Source organism: Paenibacillus sp. FSL W8-0426 (assembly GCF_037969725.1).
GTDB lineage: Bacteria > Bacillota > Bacilli > Paenibacillales > Paenibacillaceae > Paenibacillus > Paenibacillus hubeiensis.
In genome coordinates, this window is the sequence record NZ_CP150203.1 from 4,771,458 (window position 1) to 4,786,383 (window position 14,926).

Consider the following 14,926-nt stretch of genomic DNA (forward strand, 5'->3'; position numbering starts at 1 on the left):
CGTCATTCCTCCGTTTCAAATTCGCGTAATATATCGATCGGTCTTCCGCTATAACTCGCCGAGCTGTACCGCCCTGTTGCAGTCCCGCCCGCCTTGAACTCGGAATGCACGCGCCCGTCTATTTCGATTGTCGACGTTTTCCCCGCGCTTCCGATAAGCGGTTGAATATACGTTGTTAGCAGCTTCTCGTATGCAGCAACGGTTGCCAGCGGCTTGAGCGCTTCTTCCTCTTCGTAATACGCCTCCATGACGTCGGCCGCCGTACTACGCGTTTTGCCGCGCTTAAACTGGCCCGTACGGTCGCGTATCCCGAGATGGTCGTATATCAAGTACGCAAGGTGATTCCCGTTTGTAATCGAAAATTCCGTTACGTTAAGGGGCGCATGCTCCTCGTCGGCCGGCGCTAAATTCTCCGCCTTCAACTGCGCAAGTCTCTCGACAGCATTCGTATACTTCTTGAGGTGCGTTTTGCCGGCGGCCTCGCACTCCGCAATGATAGCGCGCTGTTTCTCCTGAGCCTCAGCATTACGTTCGATCCTCTTCGTCTGCGCCTTGATCCAGTCGTCGATTTTCTTCGCGTTAATCGTTCGGTCCATCTTGCGGACAAACGCGTCGTCAATTTTGTACGCTTCGAATACGTCGGCACGCGCCTTCTCTAACAGCGGCTCGAACTCCGCCTCAAGTTGCGCCAATCCGTCGAGGTCAACGCAGAAGCCGGAACGCGCAAGAAACACGTCTGTTTCCGGAAGCTTCGAGTCAATCTGCGCGTAACATTCGAGAAGCTTGCCGGGCTTCTCTGCGGATGCAGCCTGCGCCATTTGTTCGAATTGCCATTCCGTTAAGCGCCAACCGTACAGAACGTCCTTGATCGCGTAGATTCCGACAAGCTCGACACTAAACGGAGCCGGCGAACGATTCCCGAACATGTCCTCGAATGTGAACACCGGCCCGTCGATGCCGAAGAAGCGTCCATATTTCGCAATTAACGGCTTGAGACCGAATGACTCTTCGTGCTCATTTAGCGAGTTCATCGCATCGAGCGAATCCCATACGCATCCGCGGATTTCGTAACCGTCCTTAATCGCAACGTGTAAGTCATAGCGCGCCGATCCCATATGGAACGATTTGCCGTGCGCCGGTTGCGTAAGATACGGAGAGATTGCCGCAAGCACTTTCGAACGTGTTAGTTGGCGGTCGGTCGATTTATGCGCGCTCATATCGTCCAGGAATTCGAATCCAGGCTCGCCGCGCATATCGACGTGACCATACGGAAGGTAATATCCTTCGTCTAGCAACGGCAACCACACGCTGTATCCGATCGACACGTCAATGTATGTGTCAACTCCGGTTCCCTCGAAGTCATTCGCGGTTAGCGATTTTACGCCAAGTATCGCCCATCGGTCCGGCCACTCTCGCATTTGGCGGCGGCACTCTTCACGCAGTCTCTCGACGAACGCGGGAAGCTCCGCATCATCCGTTACGATATGGAAGTTCACGGGCTTACTACGCAGCGTCTCCGCAACCCTTTCCGCACGCTCATCCGCTTGCCGTCGTTTCTGCAGGCGTTCAGCCGCGCTAATTACGTCCTCTTTCGTAACGGTTCCGCCAACCGTCCGCAACCTCCCCGGATGATTGCCTACTTCACCCGGAGATTCTGCGTAAACGGCGCGGAGTTGTTCGATGCTGGCGCGCTGCTTATCGGTTAGCGACATGCGTAATATGCGGTCAATCGCTTCAAGGTCCGTCTCTTGCGCAGCCTTCTTCCGCTTGGTTGCGTCGGCCACCCGCTCGACTGCGCCATCATCCGCAGGCGGCCGCAAGTTTAGCGTAAGTTTCGGTAATATACGCGCTCACTCCTTTCGTGTATTTGCGCGGATGGCGGTTATGCGGCGTCCACCTCCTCCGGCCGGTCGAAGCGCTGCTCTACCGGTACGATTAGTGCACTAACACTTACCGCCCATCCAATATCGGTCACCTTCACGGAGCCTTCCGAGTTTGAGTCGAATTTAACCGTAACAAGATCGCCGGACTTTAGTGGAGCACCGCACGGGTGTTTGACCTCAACGATATCTCCACGCTTAAACTCGTTCACCTTGCGTCCGATCGCGGCCCATTTCGCTTCCTCACGTCGTCTCGCTTCCTCCTCCGCTACTTCCTCCGCAGTGAGCTTCGTCAATTCGGACGGGTCAGCCATCCACGCGTCATGTGTCGGGAAATCTACGAAGATCCTATCCCCGCCAGTTCGCGTCACTTTACCGATATCTCCGTTACTGACACAGCCGTAACCAAAGCGCGGACGTTTACCCTCTTCCACCGTCAATTTAACGCTATCGCCTACGCTGAATTGTGTGATGCGTGTTGCGCGCTTAGCGGCCGTAACCTCTTCGTCTGTTGCGCGGACCAATCTGCTCGCAACCGTCCACGCGAGCTTTCCGTCGGACAAACGTTTAACGCGATATGGGACAGTACTCAGGTCAACATCCGTTATCTCAACGATGTCTCCGGTTCTCATCATGGTAGTTCCGTCTTCAACAAACCGCGCATACTCTCCGACTTTCAAACGCTCGTGCTCCGTTGGTGCTACCGGTTCGAGCACGACATATTCACGCAGTCCGTGATAACTTGGCGAGACGAGTCCGCGGAACTCGCGCTCTTCGACCGACCAAATATCGCCGGAGCTGTCGACCGTTTTTACCGTAAACTCTTCGCCTACGCGTACGTTTCCCACCTTCACCGATTCCGGATGGATTGCGACGACCCGGATACGTTCGCCGACGCGCGCCTTCCGATTAACTTCGCGATAATCGGCCGCGACCTCTGTAACCTTCTCATAGACTTCGTAATCTTCGCCACCAGCGTCGTAACTATCTCCGTCGTCATCCGTAATTTGTGGATCATCACAGGAGTCAATTCGGTCGACAACGTAGAGCTCCGCGTCAGTCAGCCATCTATCGCGATCCTCATCCGTAAACTTAATCGCGTCCCCTTCGCGGGCAGCTCGGTCTACTTTGCGCCATTCTGCGCCCTGAAACGTGATTGTCTCTGACACGGTTACGGTAGCTGGTTCGGAGATTGGCGCGTAGACTTCATACATTTCGGAGTTACCACGGAGCTGGGACGGTCTTTCATCACCGTTGTTGTCCGCAAACACAAGATCACCATCAGAATCCGCGTATACTGCGTAGAATGCGCCCTTATCAATGTCAATATCATATCCAAGCGCCTTAACAATATCGCCCGCTTGCGCCTTCCGGTCGACCTTACAATATGTCGCAGATCTTCCGTTAACTTCAACCGTTACCTCAACCGCTGGGATTACCACGTTCAATTTCGCCATTTATGCGTTTCCCCTTTTTCGTGGGCTGCCCGTTAGAGCCTCCGCCCGGTCTTGCGTTAACATTCGGTTACTTGCGTCAGGCCGCCGCTATTACCTCGCGGTCTAGCGTAAGAGATAGTTCCACCCACCGTTCACTAGCGCTGGCCTCTCGCGACCAATACTCGCCCTGTAATCGATTTTCGAACATAAACACACGCGGCCCGGCTTCGGCAACCCAGACGCCTACTATATAGTCGGCCTCGGATAAATCGTACGTCGTGCCGTTACCCTTTTTCGCGTAGACTACGAGGTCGCCCCCGCGGTCCATGCGCTGCCTTACCGTTTTCACCTGGATTTTCGCGTAGTCACCCGTTAGAGGATCACGCGCCAGGATATCGTACGCCTCGTCCGTTTCCGCTTGGTGCACGGTCCATCCGTTAGCCAGCAGCGCAAGCCGCGCCGCCAGCTCTGAATACTTTCCGACTGTTTCCGATACATGTGCGATGTTAATCACGCTCCTTTTCGATTAGCGAATCCACTTGCCGCAGTCCGTACACTTTGCGGACCTGACTTCCGCAGGCATTGCGTTCGAACACCCGCAGGAACACCTAACGTTGATAAATCGCATCTACTCGTCCTCCTTTTCGTAATCTAACGCTCGGATGCGGCGCGGTTTAAAACGGAAGTTTCTCTTCGCTGATGTCAAGTGGCGCTTCTTTGTCGGCCGGGGCCTGCGGGCCACTCGCGCTATTTGCTCCGATCGAAAGTCCGAGACGTCCGATATCGAATCCGGCGATTACGAGGTTCCTGATTTGCTCGTCTTCCTTCGCGACATATAGGCATGTTTCGAAAGCTTCGAAGTCAAACGGATTCTCGCCGGCCTTATCGAAATTGGCGCGTTCTTTTTCCGTTAGGTCTTCGTCCATATCCAGAATTGGCGAAAGACTTACTACGGTGTTCGTAGACGACCCAGTTTTCGAAATCTCAAACGCGAGTCGGTCAAGTTTCTTTTCGTACTTCTTGATTGTCGCGAATACTCCGGCCGCCTGTTTCGGCGTCAAGTCGATAACGATATCCGCGCCATCTTCGAGGTTGCCGAAGCCTACGAGGTACTTCGGCTTGCCTTTGTACAGGTACGCTTGCTTGCGGATTTCTTCTGCACCAGCCTCATCGCCAGCATCCTTCGCTTTCTTCGCGTCAGCATACAGCAGGTCAGCCGCGCGATCCCACACGGAAGGATTCGCCGTTACGTAGCCCTTGTCGTTGCGAGTTGCGGGATTTTCCGGCACGAACGTATTCACCTTGCCGAACATTCCGAATCCGTAGTACTCAACGGAGTCCTCAATCGATTTAACGCGGACCTTATACGTAGTACCGGAAGTAAACGGTACAAGCGCGGAGCTCGGCGTATCCTTATCGGCTTGAGCGTTGGCAACAGCGGCGGCACCTTTTTTCGTAAACATCGACATTCGATCACGTTCCTTTTCGGTTTATTTTGGTCGAGCGGGGATAGCGCTCCCACGCCCGCTGCACGGCACTAACGTTGGCAGATAACTTCGCGTATGTCCGAGTTCGGCGACGACCGGGATCGCCTTTACCACACGCTAGGTTTAACGTTAATACCGCGCAGCCGACGCAGGGCCGGCGTTGCATTTAAATAGGTAATGACACGTTTTAACTTATCGCCGCGTAACTCTCGGCGGCCTTCAAAACATCGCGTCTGACGCGGATGATATCGCGTTCCACCTCTGTTAGGCGCATAGTCAGCGCATTTACACGCGCATCACAAGCGAAGCGTTTAGCGTCCGATCTTGCGGACAATGACCTCGCACGCTGCTCGCACAATTCCGTTTCCATTTGCGACCGAAGCGCAACAAGCCGGCGTTCTTCTGCGATAGATTGGCGCTTGAGTTTGCGCAACTCTCTTTCCGCAACTTTTTCGAGATTGGCGCGCCATTCCTGACGTACTTCCGCTTTGCGAACGGATATTACGCAATCTCCGTCAACCAACGCGAAGATTACAGCGGTGCCTGACGTGTATACGCGGCGCATCTTGCCTTCATCGTCCGGAATCGTACCGACATACTGAGCGACGGCCATACGTTGGTTAACCCAAGCGGTAACATCTGCGTCACGGCCGCGAATGCCGAACCGCTCACGAATGCGCCCGATTGCGTGTGGAGCTGCGGACCATTTCATGCGATCACCCGGCCTTTCAGGACGCGAGCATCAACATAGTCGGCTGCGTCTTCGTATTCGCGCACGCCTCCGTTGTACATGACGTCGATGAATCGGGACGGTTGCGTGTGAAAATTGTTAAGAATACGTGAAACTTCGTTGTTAGACGAACGTATATTTATCGTAAGGGCACGATTCATTTCGGCCACCTCCGGGTATAATATAATTGACAAGCATTATCAAGCATGGTAATATGCTAAATGTGAAACAAAATTGCTACCAAAGTTTTACAAAATACATATTATCAATGTGTTAAAAAAGTGTGATATACTGTTTTTGAGGAGATCGTGCTCAATGCCTAAGAACTCGATCTCGCTCAATAAGAAGTGTCCGCTTTAAAACTCAGACTGCGTTCGCCAACGCTTTCTGACATTCTGATCTAAACCTTACGATGAACTTACGGTGAGATTCCGGGTTGCCTCCGCATTGTTGCGCCAACAACTTTGCGGTCTCGGAATTGTTGAAGCCTGGTTCTGACCAAGTGTTTAAGATCGCCAATTTCCTTGAGTCGCCGGCCGCCAAGCCGGTGATTCTTTCGTTAAAGAGAAAGTTTCGGTCGACGATCGCCAAATCGTCAACTATCTCGTACTCTGCGTATCCGTCGTCGCTTACCTTTTGCTCCATCGGAACGTTTACGGATTCCTTTGTCTTCTTTTTGTATCTAGCGGCCGACCTGCCAAGTCTCCGCTTAATGAAGTTAACTACAAGTTGCGGGATATCACCTTTTGCTTCGTCGAATCGATGGACAACGTCTTCGATGATTTTAAAGCACTCATCTTCAAAATCGGCTTGCACGATTCGGTTGCGGTTTTGCTCCGACATTCGGTGGATCATCGACTGGAAGTGGTACTTAACTTCCCACATCGCACCCTCATCACCCTGTCTCGCACGTATCGCAATAATATTCAATTGTTTTTTATCCACCATTGATCAGCTCCTCTTTGTTGGTTACATATTATATAAGGACACTTTCTTCTGGATTTGGGACATCGCCCTAAAAACTTTTCTTGGTGTGGAGGATTTTATGTATGAAGTCGGTAAGTGCCGACTTCGGGAGATACTTAAAGCCAAGAAGATGACACAGGTAGAGCTAGCGGCACTGACCGGTATTAGTAAACAACAAATCAATAACTACATTAACCGGCAGCACATTGTTGGTGTTATGGGCCTGGGAACCTTACGCACCATTGCCGAAGCTTTAAAGCTGGACTCACCTTATGAGCTTTATGAGATGGTAAAGATTGCGCAATCTCCCGAAGAGGCTGCAAGCGATTAGTTCGCTTGTACCGACCAATAGTACACAAGTTTGTGTACTTCCTGATCTTACATGATTCGACGATATGCGGCAATACTATGTTGCAGTCTCATGAAAATATTTCTTCGTGTGGCAGCTTTTACCGTCGCCTCAATCGCACTCACCCCCCGCACCTCGTTCGCATCCTTCGCACCGCCCGGCCACCTCACGTCATATACCGCGCAATACCCGCGCATCTTAGCCGCAATCTCCTCGCGTAACTTCTCGCCAGCCGCGTCATTATCCGTTCCGATCACGATCTCACTCGCAGGCGACATACGCAGCATCTCCGCCTGGTTATCCGTAAGCGTAGACCCGCCGACCGCCACCGCAGGAAATCCGCAGCTCCATAAATACATCGCATCCGTCTCGCTCTCCGTGATGATCACACGTTTGATTCCGCGCGCATAAACGAGGTGGATTCCGTAAATCATGTTGCGGACAGGCGCGCCGCCCTTCGCATACCAAAACGCCTTTGACCACGTTGCCCGCCACTTTGCGTTGATGGTCACGCCGGCCGGATCGTGCCACGGCATCACAACGGCGTTCTTTGCGCCATCGAATCCGCAGTTAAACATCCGCTGGACTTCCGGACTTATCCCGCGCTCAGTAAGGTACGGGACCTCCTCGGCTACATACGCGCTAACATCGATCGGCTTCGGACGCTCCGGTAAGCTCGGCGGCTTTAGCTTGACGCGCAGTTTCGGCGGGCCAGTTTCCGCTACCTCTCCCGTGGTTAGCTCTTCGCGCGCCTCTTCGTACGTGATGTTCCGGAGAAACGCGTAGAGCTTGACGGGTCCGCCGCGCGCCCATTCCGGGTCCTTTGCGCCGGCATCCCGCCAGCAACCGAAGTCATCGCGGTCGGGATCGATAATAACGCTAAAGGAAGGCGTCTTATCTTCGCGGAGTCCAAACGGTGACGAAGCGTTAAGGCGGCCGCGATTATTCGGTTGGACATTGCGCCAATCGTACGAATCGAGTGCGGCGAGAAACGTGTCAACGTTTATTACATTAGGCAAGGTTTCGGCCTCCTTTCCTATTGCTCGACTATGAAAAACGTGTTATAGTGAGAGTAAATATCAATTCACGTTTTGTGTATTTTCATCCTAATACACGATTCGTGAAGAGTCAAGGAGAAATTTGCATGAGTTATGAAGAGATCGTTGCAAGAAATGTCCGCTTTCTTATTGAGCAGAACAACATAGAGCAAAAGGAACTTTCCGCTGCGCTTGGCATATCCCCGCAAAGCCTAAACAACTATCTTTCTGGGACTCGCAAGTTTCCAATTGGACTAATTCCTGTGGTTGCTGATTACTTTGAGGTATCTATAGATTTCTTATACGGCCGCGAGGAGAAGCGGTAATTAAAACCCGCTCACTCCCGCAAACTGCTGCGCTTGTGTCCTCGTATCGGGCTCCCGTAGGACTCCGTAATCCATAAGCGCGAGCAACTCGATTACGAACCCCTCGCCTCCATTACGACCCTTTTCAATACCCAACTTTCCGATACCATTCGCAGCGTCAAACGCGAACAAATTCGTCGCGATTTCGAGCACGGCCTTCGTCGTCTTTACCTGATCGCGTTTAGGCGGCTTTACCTCGCGTGCTGCTCCGTCTTCCGTATCCTGGCGCTCCGTATTCGCTTGGATCGTATAAATCCCTACGACATCATGCGCGCCGATAATCGTTTCCAACCTTCGCGCCGCCTGTTCCGCAGCTCCGCCGGTTGTCTTGTTTGAGTTGCGCCCGTATACGTCGGACAGTCCGTAGAACGGATCGACGACCACGACGTCAATTTCGGGATGGTCCGCTAGTTCCCTGTCCAACTCGTCCAATGTCCGCGTTAACTCGCCGTCCCCTTTCGCCTGCAGGATCAGATTGCCCGGATAATAATCGTTAATCTTCGCGGCAAAATCGAGTACGTACGCTTCCACTTCGCCGTCTAGCGCACCAGCCAGCAAACCTTTGTTGGGGACGCCGACCTTGACGTTATGTTCCTCGGATGTAAGCGCCTCCTCCCACGCGGTTGCAATCGATAGTAGCCGCGCCATCCACGAATACCACTTAACTTCGTAGGATTTGACGAGCACGTTAGCACCTTGCCGCAATAACGCGTCGACGATGACTGCGGACAGGTACGTTTTGCCGCGTCCGGACTCCGCCATAATTCCGTAAACATCGCCCGAATATAGGCCGCCAATCTCTGCGTTAAGTGATTCGAAAGGCGTGCGCCAAAGCTTAAACGACTTGCCGAGTTTACGCTGTTCGTATTCATGCGCGAACATTGTCGCGAGGTCAGAAAAGGAATTACCTACCTTCCCAAGAACACCCGTTCGTGTATCCATTTTAATCCGCGCAAGACGGTCGGTCAAGCTATTAATAAAAGCCTCTGTCGGCAATGTGCTGTACGCCTGCGTGAACTCCGCGCTGTTGATATATTCCGCCAGTTCCCGTTTTCCGGCCGCGTCTTTAAGCTCACCCGCCAGGTATTCGAACGAGTCCGTTACCTCCGGGATGTACTCAATATTCCGTGTACTCGCGACAAAGGTTGCAAGTGAGGGCGCTGATCCTCCGTTTTCAGCCGCGTATTTCATTACGAAGTCATATGCGGCTTGTTCGGGCAATGTTCCGAAATCAGAACGTTTGATGTTGTATTTATGCAGCGCGTCAACCCGGCCGCTGTCGACGATCTTGGATAGTAGTTGCTGTCCCGCGATCAATAGATATACACCTCCATTTGTACACTGGCTTACGATTTTACGTCAACTCTCGTTTAGGTCAAATTTCCCAACCCACCCCTTCGACACCAATACCAGTTAACGTAAATAATTGGACACATTTAGGTAAAATATCGGTAAAAGTGTGACGCCTCCCGCAGCGAATTGGTCGCATTTTGTCGACGACCGACCGTTAGTTATACGCACATCTCCCGAATGCTCCCGAAATCTCCATTTTACGTCATTGCGCTCGTTTTAAGCCGCGATGACTTGATCCGACAAACGATAGCTCGATCGTCATGTCACGTATACGATCCACGAGTCGCGGACTTATTTCGGCAAACACCGTATTCAAGTCGTCGAGCGCTACATTGGACGTGTACACCGTGATCAATTCGTTTGTCTCGCGGTGGTTAATAATTGCGTGTAAATCGCCGCGAAATCCTTCGCTTGCATCGCGTACGCCAATATCGTCGAGCACCACGAAAGGTGCCGCTTTGGCCGCCGCCATCCGGTTGTAATATTGGCGCGCGGCCGGTTCCGCAATGTCGTCGGGCACGCGCGGTCGATTGAACTCGTTATATAACGTTTGCCAATCGTTCACATCGAGAAAGTACGCGGGCCGATCCAACGCTTGCCTATTGCGCTGGATAGATCCGATATAGTGTCGCGTAATATACTCGATGAGGACTGCGGCCGCCGTCGTTGTCTTGCCGGTGCCTGGCGCGTCACTGTACAGATACAGCGATTTGATACGTTCGGTCGGCGCACCCTCAAATTGGCGCACGAACGTTTTGACATACGCGTCTAGCTGCCGATATACACGCGCCTGCTCCGTCCTGGCTGGCGAATTGGCAAGCGTAACCCCGCGATAGCCTGCCGGTAGGTTTGCCGCGCCTACACGTCCGCCTGCGCCGTTTAAGCCGTGCATTGCGAGATATGACGGACATATTGGCGTACATTGCGCGGAGCCGGCCAGCGAGCAGTGTGCGGCCAGTGCGCATTTATTTGCGTTGGACAATTGCGTTCCTCCTTTCATTAGTTCGGCGAGACGATACCAAATATCACGCAACCTTCCGGAACATAAGCAGGTTCGTCAAGTACGTACGAAATCCGTCGTAACACGGACTGCCCGCTATACTCTCCAGTATCTGGGTTATACTCGCGCAAATGTACGTAATCGCCTTCTGAGTATGGACGGTCGTTCTTTCGTACTTCGAACGTCTTTCGTCCGGAAGCTACCGCGTCAAAATACGGCTGTACAAGTTTAAGATCGTGCGTCATTTTTCCACTCTCCCTTCCGCTCGGCCTCCGTCATGCCGGCGCCATTCATCGACGCATAATGGGCGCCAACCCATTTGACCGCGAGCTGATCCGGTGTGTACCGTCGGCCTGCGTTCGATATGACCGTGTGGCCTTGTGCGCTGGCATGCGCTGCTTCGAGAATGTTCATGCTCTCACCGCCTGGTATAGAAGTTTATCATATATCATTTGGTCACGGGAACTTAACTTACGGCTACATCAAATCGATAATCTCATCGTCGGTCAATCCGTTGTTAGGCGAATAATTATCGTGTTTCTCTGCGCGTTTCCTCTCCGCAAGCACCCTCGGCATTATCTGCGGAAGCATATACGCAACCAGGAACCCCGCCGTCAATTGCGGATACTGCAGCGTTGGCTTATATTCGCGGAATGCTCGCGTTATTATCTCGCGCAGGGCTTCCGCTCCATACTCGGTTAGTGCGCGCTTTATGACGCCTTGCTCGAACGTCCAGCCGCGCAAGGGAACGTAGATGTCAACGTTAAAGTGTTCGCGGTTGAGATCGGCGACCATTGCGTGAACCGTGCGGACGTTCCAGTGCTCAGGCGGCAGGTTACGCCAGTCCTTTCGTTGGTCTGCCGTGATTTTAGCGCGTGGCATCGACGGACACCTCCGGGAACAGTAGCGGTCGAAGTTCGCGCACCAGCCGGCGTGCATACGACCGGTCTTGGAATACGGGAGTTCCTACGCACACTCCGCCATCCCAACGAGCGACATCGTTCTGTGCCTTCGCGTAAATTTCGCCGAGCAACTCCTGCAGGGATAGTCCCTCTTCGCCTGTCTCGGTTGTTGCAGGCGGCGATTCAAGATTTCGAACGTGTAAGCGCGCACCGAAGACCATATAGTCCATTCCGCTTGACATTTGAGTCCGCGCAATCCTGCCGTCATCCAACGCGGACACAAGCGCCTTGAGCCATCGTTCGGCTTCGATCGCTCTTCTGATAGCACCCGGCCAGCCTTCGCGTGACTCTAATATAAACGCCATGTTAAGGTCATCCGGTGGCGAGCCCGCGCTTGACGTTTGGTCGTAAATGTCCGGGCTAATTCCGAAGTCCATGACGCAGACTCCGTCGCGATCTACAACGCTGCCGTTGTCATCGTCGGAAACTGTGACGTACCGCCAATGTCCAGGCGTTGCCGCCTCGCACAGCGCAAGGTCTGCGTGTAGATCACGTTTGTATTCGTTTGTCATTCGTTGCCACCTCCGTAGTATACGTGGACTAGCGTATTTTGGTAAAACGCCATATTCGGCGATTGCGTGTTTGCGCGCTGATTTCGTGTCGATAGGCAAAAGCCGTATATTTTCGGCTTCATAACGAAAATTTTCTGCTTGATGTCGAAATATTTCGGCTTTATGCAACTTTTCGGCTAATACCTGATTACCCGATATTTGTGTCTGATCTCTCGTATTCTTCCGTATTCTTGCATTTACGTAGAATTTCAAATCCCGTTGAAAACTCGTACACCTAACGTACCATTGATTGGAATTAGACGCGAACGAGATAGGAAGCGAGCCAGCGAGCATTCAGGAGATATTTCCAGGATCGGAGTTGTTTCAATTGAAATATTCGGACTATTTTCGGATTTTGTTTAAAGTTCCCACTAGTGTATAGTAGAAAATTTTCCCTTTGATATAGTTCGAAATCTAAGTTATTTCCCGACATTTCCCGGACTGATCTCCTGTTGAAAACTCACGCATTCACTCCGACGACTTTAACTTCGAGCGTGTCCAGCGCATATCGGATTCCATTAGCGTAATGCACTTCATACGCGTCACAGCTCGCCATTGCGCTAACGTATTCGTCGTAGATATCGTCAAGCTTCTTTTCGTATTTCTCCTCCTCCGTAAGCTCTCGCTCGTACCCGTTAACCAACGCGGCCAGCATCGTGTCGAACGGAATAGCACGCAATGCCTCCGCTTCCTTAACGCGACATTCTGCTCTTCCACCAGTAGACCGCAGCAGGAGTATATTCTCGTTACTGTACGGAACATCCCCGGCACGTAAAGCCTCGATCGCATCCGCAACCTCTTCGGGAATTACGGGTTTGTTAACGTTACTCATTTGCGTCATCTCCTTCGTTTTGTTTACGGTAATGGTCGAGTATACCGTCGACCGTTTCGAATGTTACGTTATCCATCGTTAATCCTCCTTAGCTCGCGAGTAACCGCTCAATGTACGCTACTCCACGCGCGGTCACCATTGTTACAGGCAGCGTAAATTTCACCTCGTCGTTACCTTTTACCGTTTGCTTTACGGTGAAGTACCCTTCGTTGACAAAGCGCTGATATGGCTTGTTGCCGCTCATCAAAATGTTTCTATCGCGCAGTTCCGCATACAACCTATTACGCCCCCACCCGAGAGACTTAGCGACATCGCCCATCGTCTGCAGACCGTCAGCGGAAATGAACGTGTCAAATGCTTCAACTTTCGGAGCCTGTTCCGTTACCTTTTCCGCAAGTAACAGCCGCTCCGTCTCGATACGCTCCATTTCCTCACGCTCCTGAATCCAACGTTTGGCGCGCGCAATGGGATCGTCGATCGCGTAGGAAGGTGCGGAGAGTTGTTGGAGTTGCGCCGCCATCTGCTTAAACTGCTCAATGAAGCGTACCTTCATCTTCATCGCGGCAGGAGTGACGTAGGACATCGCTATAATGGCGAATCCGTCTTCGGTCATGACGTACTTTTGATATGTTTGGCCGTTTTGTGGGTGTGTATAAGGGGTCTCCCCAAAGTTGGTGATACCCCACTCTGTTTCTCCCGCTTCCGATAACTTAGATAATTGTTGCCTAATGTCCCGTAATACATGATCGTGCTTTTTATCAAATACCCGAGCCACCGTCAAACTATCCGTTAATACTCGGCCGTTATCGATGAATACCCATTGCTGTCCTATAGTCACTTCGTTCATCTCCTCCCGTAATTTAACCGTCATTTTAGCGCCTCTCCTTGTTACCCTACCGAATACTCTCCCGCGCCCTCTAAGCGCCTATTTTGACGGTAATTTCAGGCGATAATCCACCGTTAATGGCCGCGACAATCACCGCCGTCGTCTCCCGCAAAGCCGCGCTAAGTTCCGCCAGGCTTGCCGGCTCGAACTCCGAAACCACGCGCATCCTCAAGCGATCAATAAGCGCAGTCAGGCCCGCCGTGCTGTGCGAATACCACGCAATGTCCGTCCACTCTTCACGGATTGGCGGCGGGGCCTCGCCTTCCTGCGCCTTGTAGCCGGGCGCTTTCGTAGGGTCGACGAGTTTGCGTTGCGTAAGGATGAACTGCGTACCGTCCGAGCGGATGCCGTAATCTTGCGTGATTTTAACGTTGTTTTTCACTTCGGAACACCTCCGGGTATATTTGTGACTAGCGACGCGATTATTACGGAGATTCCAAGGACGTAGGCGACGATGATCGCGTCAATACGTTTCATAGGCGGCCGTCCTTTAACGGATCAATTCGGATAATGCGCGGCTTGTGCTCCGCCTTCCTCGCGTACTCTACGCAGTTGCCGGTCCCACCCCTCGTGCCGTCCCATACCGCGATTACGAGCGACGAGTTATCGACCATCCAGGCGTTGCGCTTCTGCATCTTCCACGTGGCGTATCCGGGTTCGCACACGTAAGTGACTTCGTCGGCTTGCGCTAGGATATCGAACCAGCGATCTTGCGAAGTACCGGGCCACATGCGCTCCTGACCTTCGAATGGGACGGCAGCGATCAAGCGGATGCCTAGACGCGGAGATTGTTCGCGCCACTTCAATACGAGTTCCGCCGCGGCCATATCGACGCCGAGCGCCATGCCGGAAATGAACGTCGTGATGCCGAGAGAATCTACCGCGTAATCGATTGCGCGATCCAAGCGGTCTTTTACGTCGAGCATGATCGCGTTGCTTTCGTCGTAGCCTCCGAGTTTATTCGGACGGTGTCCGGTGAAGCATGCGGTTAGGTTGCGGTTAGGCATAACGTGATTCCTCCGTTTCTTTATTAAGTGCGTATATGCTCGCGATTCACTTCGTTCATACTCGCCGTCGCCTTTCGGCTCCGTA

General features: G+C 52.6%; 20 protein-coding genes. 2 read left to right on the plus strand and 18 right to left on the minus strand.

Features of this window, described 5'->3' with window-relative positions:
* Nucleotides 1–2 precede the first annotated feature (2 nt).
* The 7 genes from MKY59_RS21635 to MKY59_RS21665 all read right to left on the minus strand — a co-directional run bounded on the left by MKY59_RS21635 (nt 3) and on the right by MKY59_RS21665 (nt 6,481).
* Nucleotides 3–1,784, minus strand: coding sequence for a DNA polymerase (locus MKY59_RS21635; RefSeq protein ID WP_339273798.1), 1,782 nt, complete (start codon nt 1,782–1,784; stop codon nt 3–5).
* A gap of 98 nt (nt 1,785–1,882) precedes the next feature.
* Nucleotides 1,883–3,337: a hypothetical protein gene (locus tag MKY59_RS21640; protein ID WP_339273799.1), complete on the minus strand. Its 1,455-nt coding sequence runs from the start codon at nt 3,335–3,337 to the stop codon at nt 1,883–1,885.
* A gap of 76 nt (nt 3,338–3,413) precedes the next feature.
* Nucleotides 3,414–3,830 (minus strand): hypothetical protein, encoded by a 417-nt coding sequence (locus tag MKY59_RS21645; protein ID WP_339273800.1) that lies wholly within the window; start codon nt 3,828–3,830, stop codon nt 3,414–3,416.
* A 160-nt stretch (nt 3,831–3,990) separates the two neighbouring features.
* On the minus strand, nt 3,991–4,785 hold the full coding sequence (locus MKY59_RS21650; protein WP_339273801.1) for a hypothetical protein: 795 nt from the start codon (nt 4,783–4,785) through the stop codon (nt 3,991–3,993).
* 205 nt (nt 4,786–4,990) lie between these two features.
* On the minus strand, nt 4,991–5,515 hold the full coding sequence (locus MKY59_RS21655) for a hypothetical protein (protein ID WP_339273802.1): 525 nt from the start codon (nt 5,513–5,515) through the stop codon (nt 4,991–4,993).
* Nucleotides 5,512–5,694: a hypothetical protein gene (locus tag MKY59_RS21660; RefSeq protein WP_339273803.1), complete on the minus strand. Its 183-nt coding sequence runs from the start codon at nt 5,692–5,694 to the stop codon at nt 5,512–5,514. The genes MKY59_RS21655 and MKY59_RS21660 overlap by 4 nt, the downstream gene beginning before the upstream one ends.
* 202 nt (nt 5,695–5,896) lie before the next feature.
* Nucleotides 5,897–6,481 (minus strand): hypothetical protein, encoded by a 585-nt coding sequence (locus MKY59_RS21665; RefSeq protein ID WP_339273804.1) that lies wholly within the window; start codon nt 6,479–6,481, stop codon nt 5,897–5,899.
* Nucleotides 6,482–6,578: 97 nt separating this feature from the next.
* Between MKY59_RS21665 and MKY59_RS21670 the strand changes: the two genes are divergently transcribed.
* The gene (locus MKY59_RS21670; protein ID WP_339273805.1) at nt 6,579–6,830 is read left to right on the plus strand and encodes a helix-turn-helix transcriptional regulator; all 252 of its coding nucleotides are present in this window, start codon (nt 6,579–6,581) and stop codon (nt 6,828–6,830) included.
* A 47-nt stretch (nt 6,831–6,877) separates the two neighbouring features.
* Here MKY59_RS21670 and MKY59_RS21675 read toward each other — a convergent pair whose 3' ends face one another.
* Nucleotides 6,878–7,867: a toprim domain-containing protein gene (locus MKY59_RS21675; protein WP_339273806.1), complete on the minus strand. Its 990-nt coding sequence runs from the start codon at nt 7,865–7,867 to the stop codon at nt 6,878–6,880.
* Nucleotides 7,868–7,992: 125 nt separating this feature from the next.
* Here MKY59_RS21675 and MKY59_RS21680 point away from each other — a divergent pair, with 125 nt between their 5' ends.
* Nucleotides 7,993–8,211: a helix-turn-helix transcriptional regulator gene (locus MKY59_RS21680; RefSeq protein ID WP_339273807.1), complete on the plus strand. Its 219-nt coding sequence runs from the start codon at nt 7,993–7,995 to the stop codon at nt 8,209–8,211.
* On the opposite strand, the gene MKY59_RS21685 is transcribed toward MKY59_RS21680, so the two are convergent.
* From MKY59_RS21685 to MKY59_RS21730, 10 genes are all read right to left on the minus strand, one after another.
* Nucleotides 8,212–9,567, minus strand: a complete 1,356-nt coding sequence (locus MKY59_RS21685) for an AAA family ATPase (protein ID WP_339273808.1) — start codon at nt 9,565–9,567, stop codon at nt 8,212–8,214. It lies immediately after the preceding gene.
* Between the two features lie 238 nt (nt 9,568–9,805).
* Entirely contained in the window at nt 9,806–10,585 is a 780-nt protein-coding gene (locus MKY59_RS21690; protein ID WP_339273809.1) for a DNA replication protein, read from the minus strand.
* 17 nt (nt 10,586–10,602) lie between these two features.
* Nucleotides 10,603–10,848 (minus strand): ASCH/PUA domain-containing protein, encoded by a 246-nt coding sequence (locus MKY59_RS21695; protein WP_339273810.1) that lies wholly within the window; start codon nt 10,846–10,848, stop codon nt 10,603–10,605.
* A complete protein-coding gene (locus tag MKY59_RS21700) occupies nt 10,832–11,017 on the minus strand; it encodes a hypothetical protein (RefSeq protein ID WP_339273811.1) in 186 nt (61 codons plus the stop codon). The genes MKY59_RS21695 and MKY59_RS21700 overlap by 17 nt, the downstream gene beginning before the upstream one ends.
* A gap of 63 nt (nt 11,018–11,080) precedes the next feature.
* Nucleotides 11,081–11,485, minus strand: coding sequence for a hypothetical protein (locus MKY59_RS21705; protein WP_339273812.1), 405 nt, complete (start codon nt 11,483–11,485; stop codon nt 11,081–11,083).
* The gene (locus tag MKY59_RS21710) at nt 11,472–12,077 is read right to left on the minus strand and encodes a hypothetical protein (protein ID WP_339273813.1); all 606 of its coding nucleotides are present in this window, start codon (nt 12,075–12,077) and stop codon (nt 11,472–11,474) included. Before MKY59_RS21710 ends, MKY59_RS21705 begins: the two co-directional genes overlap by 14 nt.
* 499 nt (nt 12,078–12,576) lie before the next feature.
* The gene (locus tag MKY59_RS21715; protein WP_339273814.1) at nt 12,577–12,948 is read right to left on the minus strand and encodes a hypothetical protein; all 372 of its coding nucleotides are present in this window, start codon (nt 12,946–12,948) and stop codon (nt 12,577–12,579) included.
* 88 nt (nt 12,949–13,036) lie between these two features.
* On the minus strand, nt 13,037–13,819 hold the full coding sequence (locus MKY59_RS21720; protein WP_339273815.1) for a Rha family transcriptional regulator: 783 nt from the start codon (nt 13,817–13,819) through the stop codon (nt 13,037–13,039).
* A 46-nt stretch (nt 13,820–13,865) separates the two neighbouring features.
* Nucleotides 13,866–14,216, minus strand: coding sequence for a hypothetical protein (locus MKY59_RS21725; RefSeq protein ID WP_339273816.1), 351 nt, complete (start codon nt 14,214–14,216; stop codon nt 13,866–13,868).
* A gap of 91 nt (nt 14,217–14,307) precedes the next feature.
* Nucleotides 14,308–14,841, minus strand: a complete 534-nt coding sequence (locus MKY59_RS21730) for an SLOG family protein (RefSeq protein WP_339273817.1) — start codon at nt 14,839–14,841, stop codon at nt 14,308–14,310.
* Between the last annotated feature and the right edge of the window lie 85 nt (nt 14,842–14,926).

Coding starts and splice junctions, on each gene's coding strand:
- MKY59_RS21640 (WP_339273799.1), bottom strand. CDS start 3,337: ATGGCGAAATTGAACGTGGTAATCCCAGCGGTTGAGGTAACGGTTGAA.
- MKY59_RS21650 (WP_339273801.1), bottom strand. CDS start 4,785: ATGTCGATGTTTACGAAAAAAGGTGCCGCCGCTGTTGCCAACGCTCAA.
- MKY59_RS21655 (WP_339273802.1), bottom strand. CDS start 5,515: ATGAAATGGTCCGCAGCTCCACACGCAATCGGGCGCATTCGTGAGCGG.
- MKY59_RS21660 (WP_339273803.1), bottom strand. CDS start 5,694: ATGAATCGTGCCCTTACGATAAATATACGTTCGTCTAACAACGAAGTT.
- MKY59_RS21665 (WP_339273804.1), bottom strand. CDS start 6,481: ATGGTGGATAAAAAACAATTGAATATTATTGCGATACGTGCGAGACAG.
- MKY59_RS21670 (WP_339273805.1), top strand. CDS start 6,579: ATGTATGAAGTCGGTAAGTGCCGACTTCGGGAGATACTTAAAGCCAAG.
- MKY59_RS21680 (WP_339273807.1), top strand. CDS start 7,993: ATGAGTTATGAAGAGATCGTTGCAAGAAATGTCCGCTTTCTTATTGAG.
- MKY59_RS21695 (WP_339273810.1), bottom strand. CDS start 10,848: ATGACGCACGATCTTAAACTTGTACAGCCGTATTTTGACGCGGTAGCT.
- MKY59_RS21700 (WP_339273811.1), bottom strand. CDS start 11,017: ATGAACATTCTCGAAGCAGCGCATGCCAGCGCACAAGGCCACACGGTC.
- MKY59_RS21705 (WP_339273812.1), bottom strand. CDS start 11,485: ATGCCACGCGCTAAAATCACGGCAGACCAACGAAAGGACTGGCGTAAC.
- MKY59_RS21710 (WP_339273813.1), bottom strand. CDS start 12,077: ATGACAAACGAATACAAACGTGATCTACACGCAGACCTTGCGCTGTGC.
- MKY59_RS21715 (WP_339273814.1), bottom strand. CDS start 12,948: ATGAGTAACGTTAACAAACCCGTAATTCCCGAAGAGGTTGCGGATGCG.
- MKY59_RS21720 (WP_339273815.1), bottom strand. CDS start 13,819: ATGACGGTTAAATTACGGGAGGAGATGAACGAAGTGACTATAGGACAG.
- MKY59_RS21730 (WP_339273817.1), bottom strand. CDS start 14,841: ATGCCTAACCGCAACCTAACCGCATGCTTCACCGGACACCGTCCGAAT.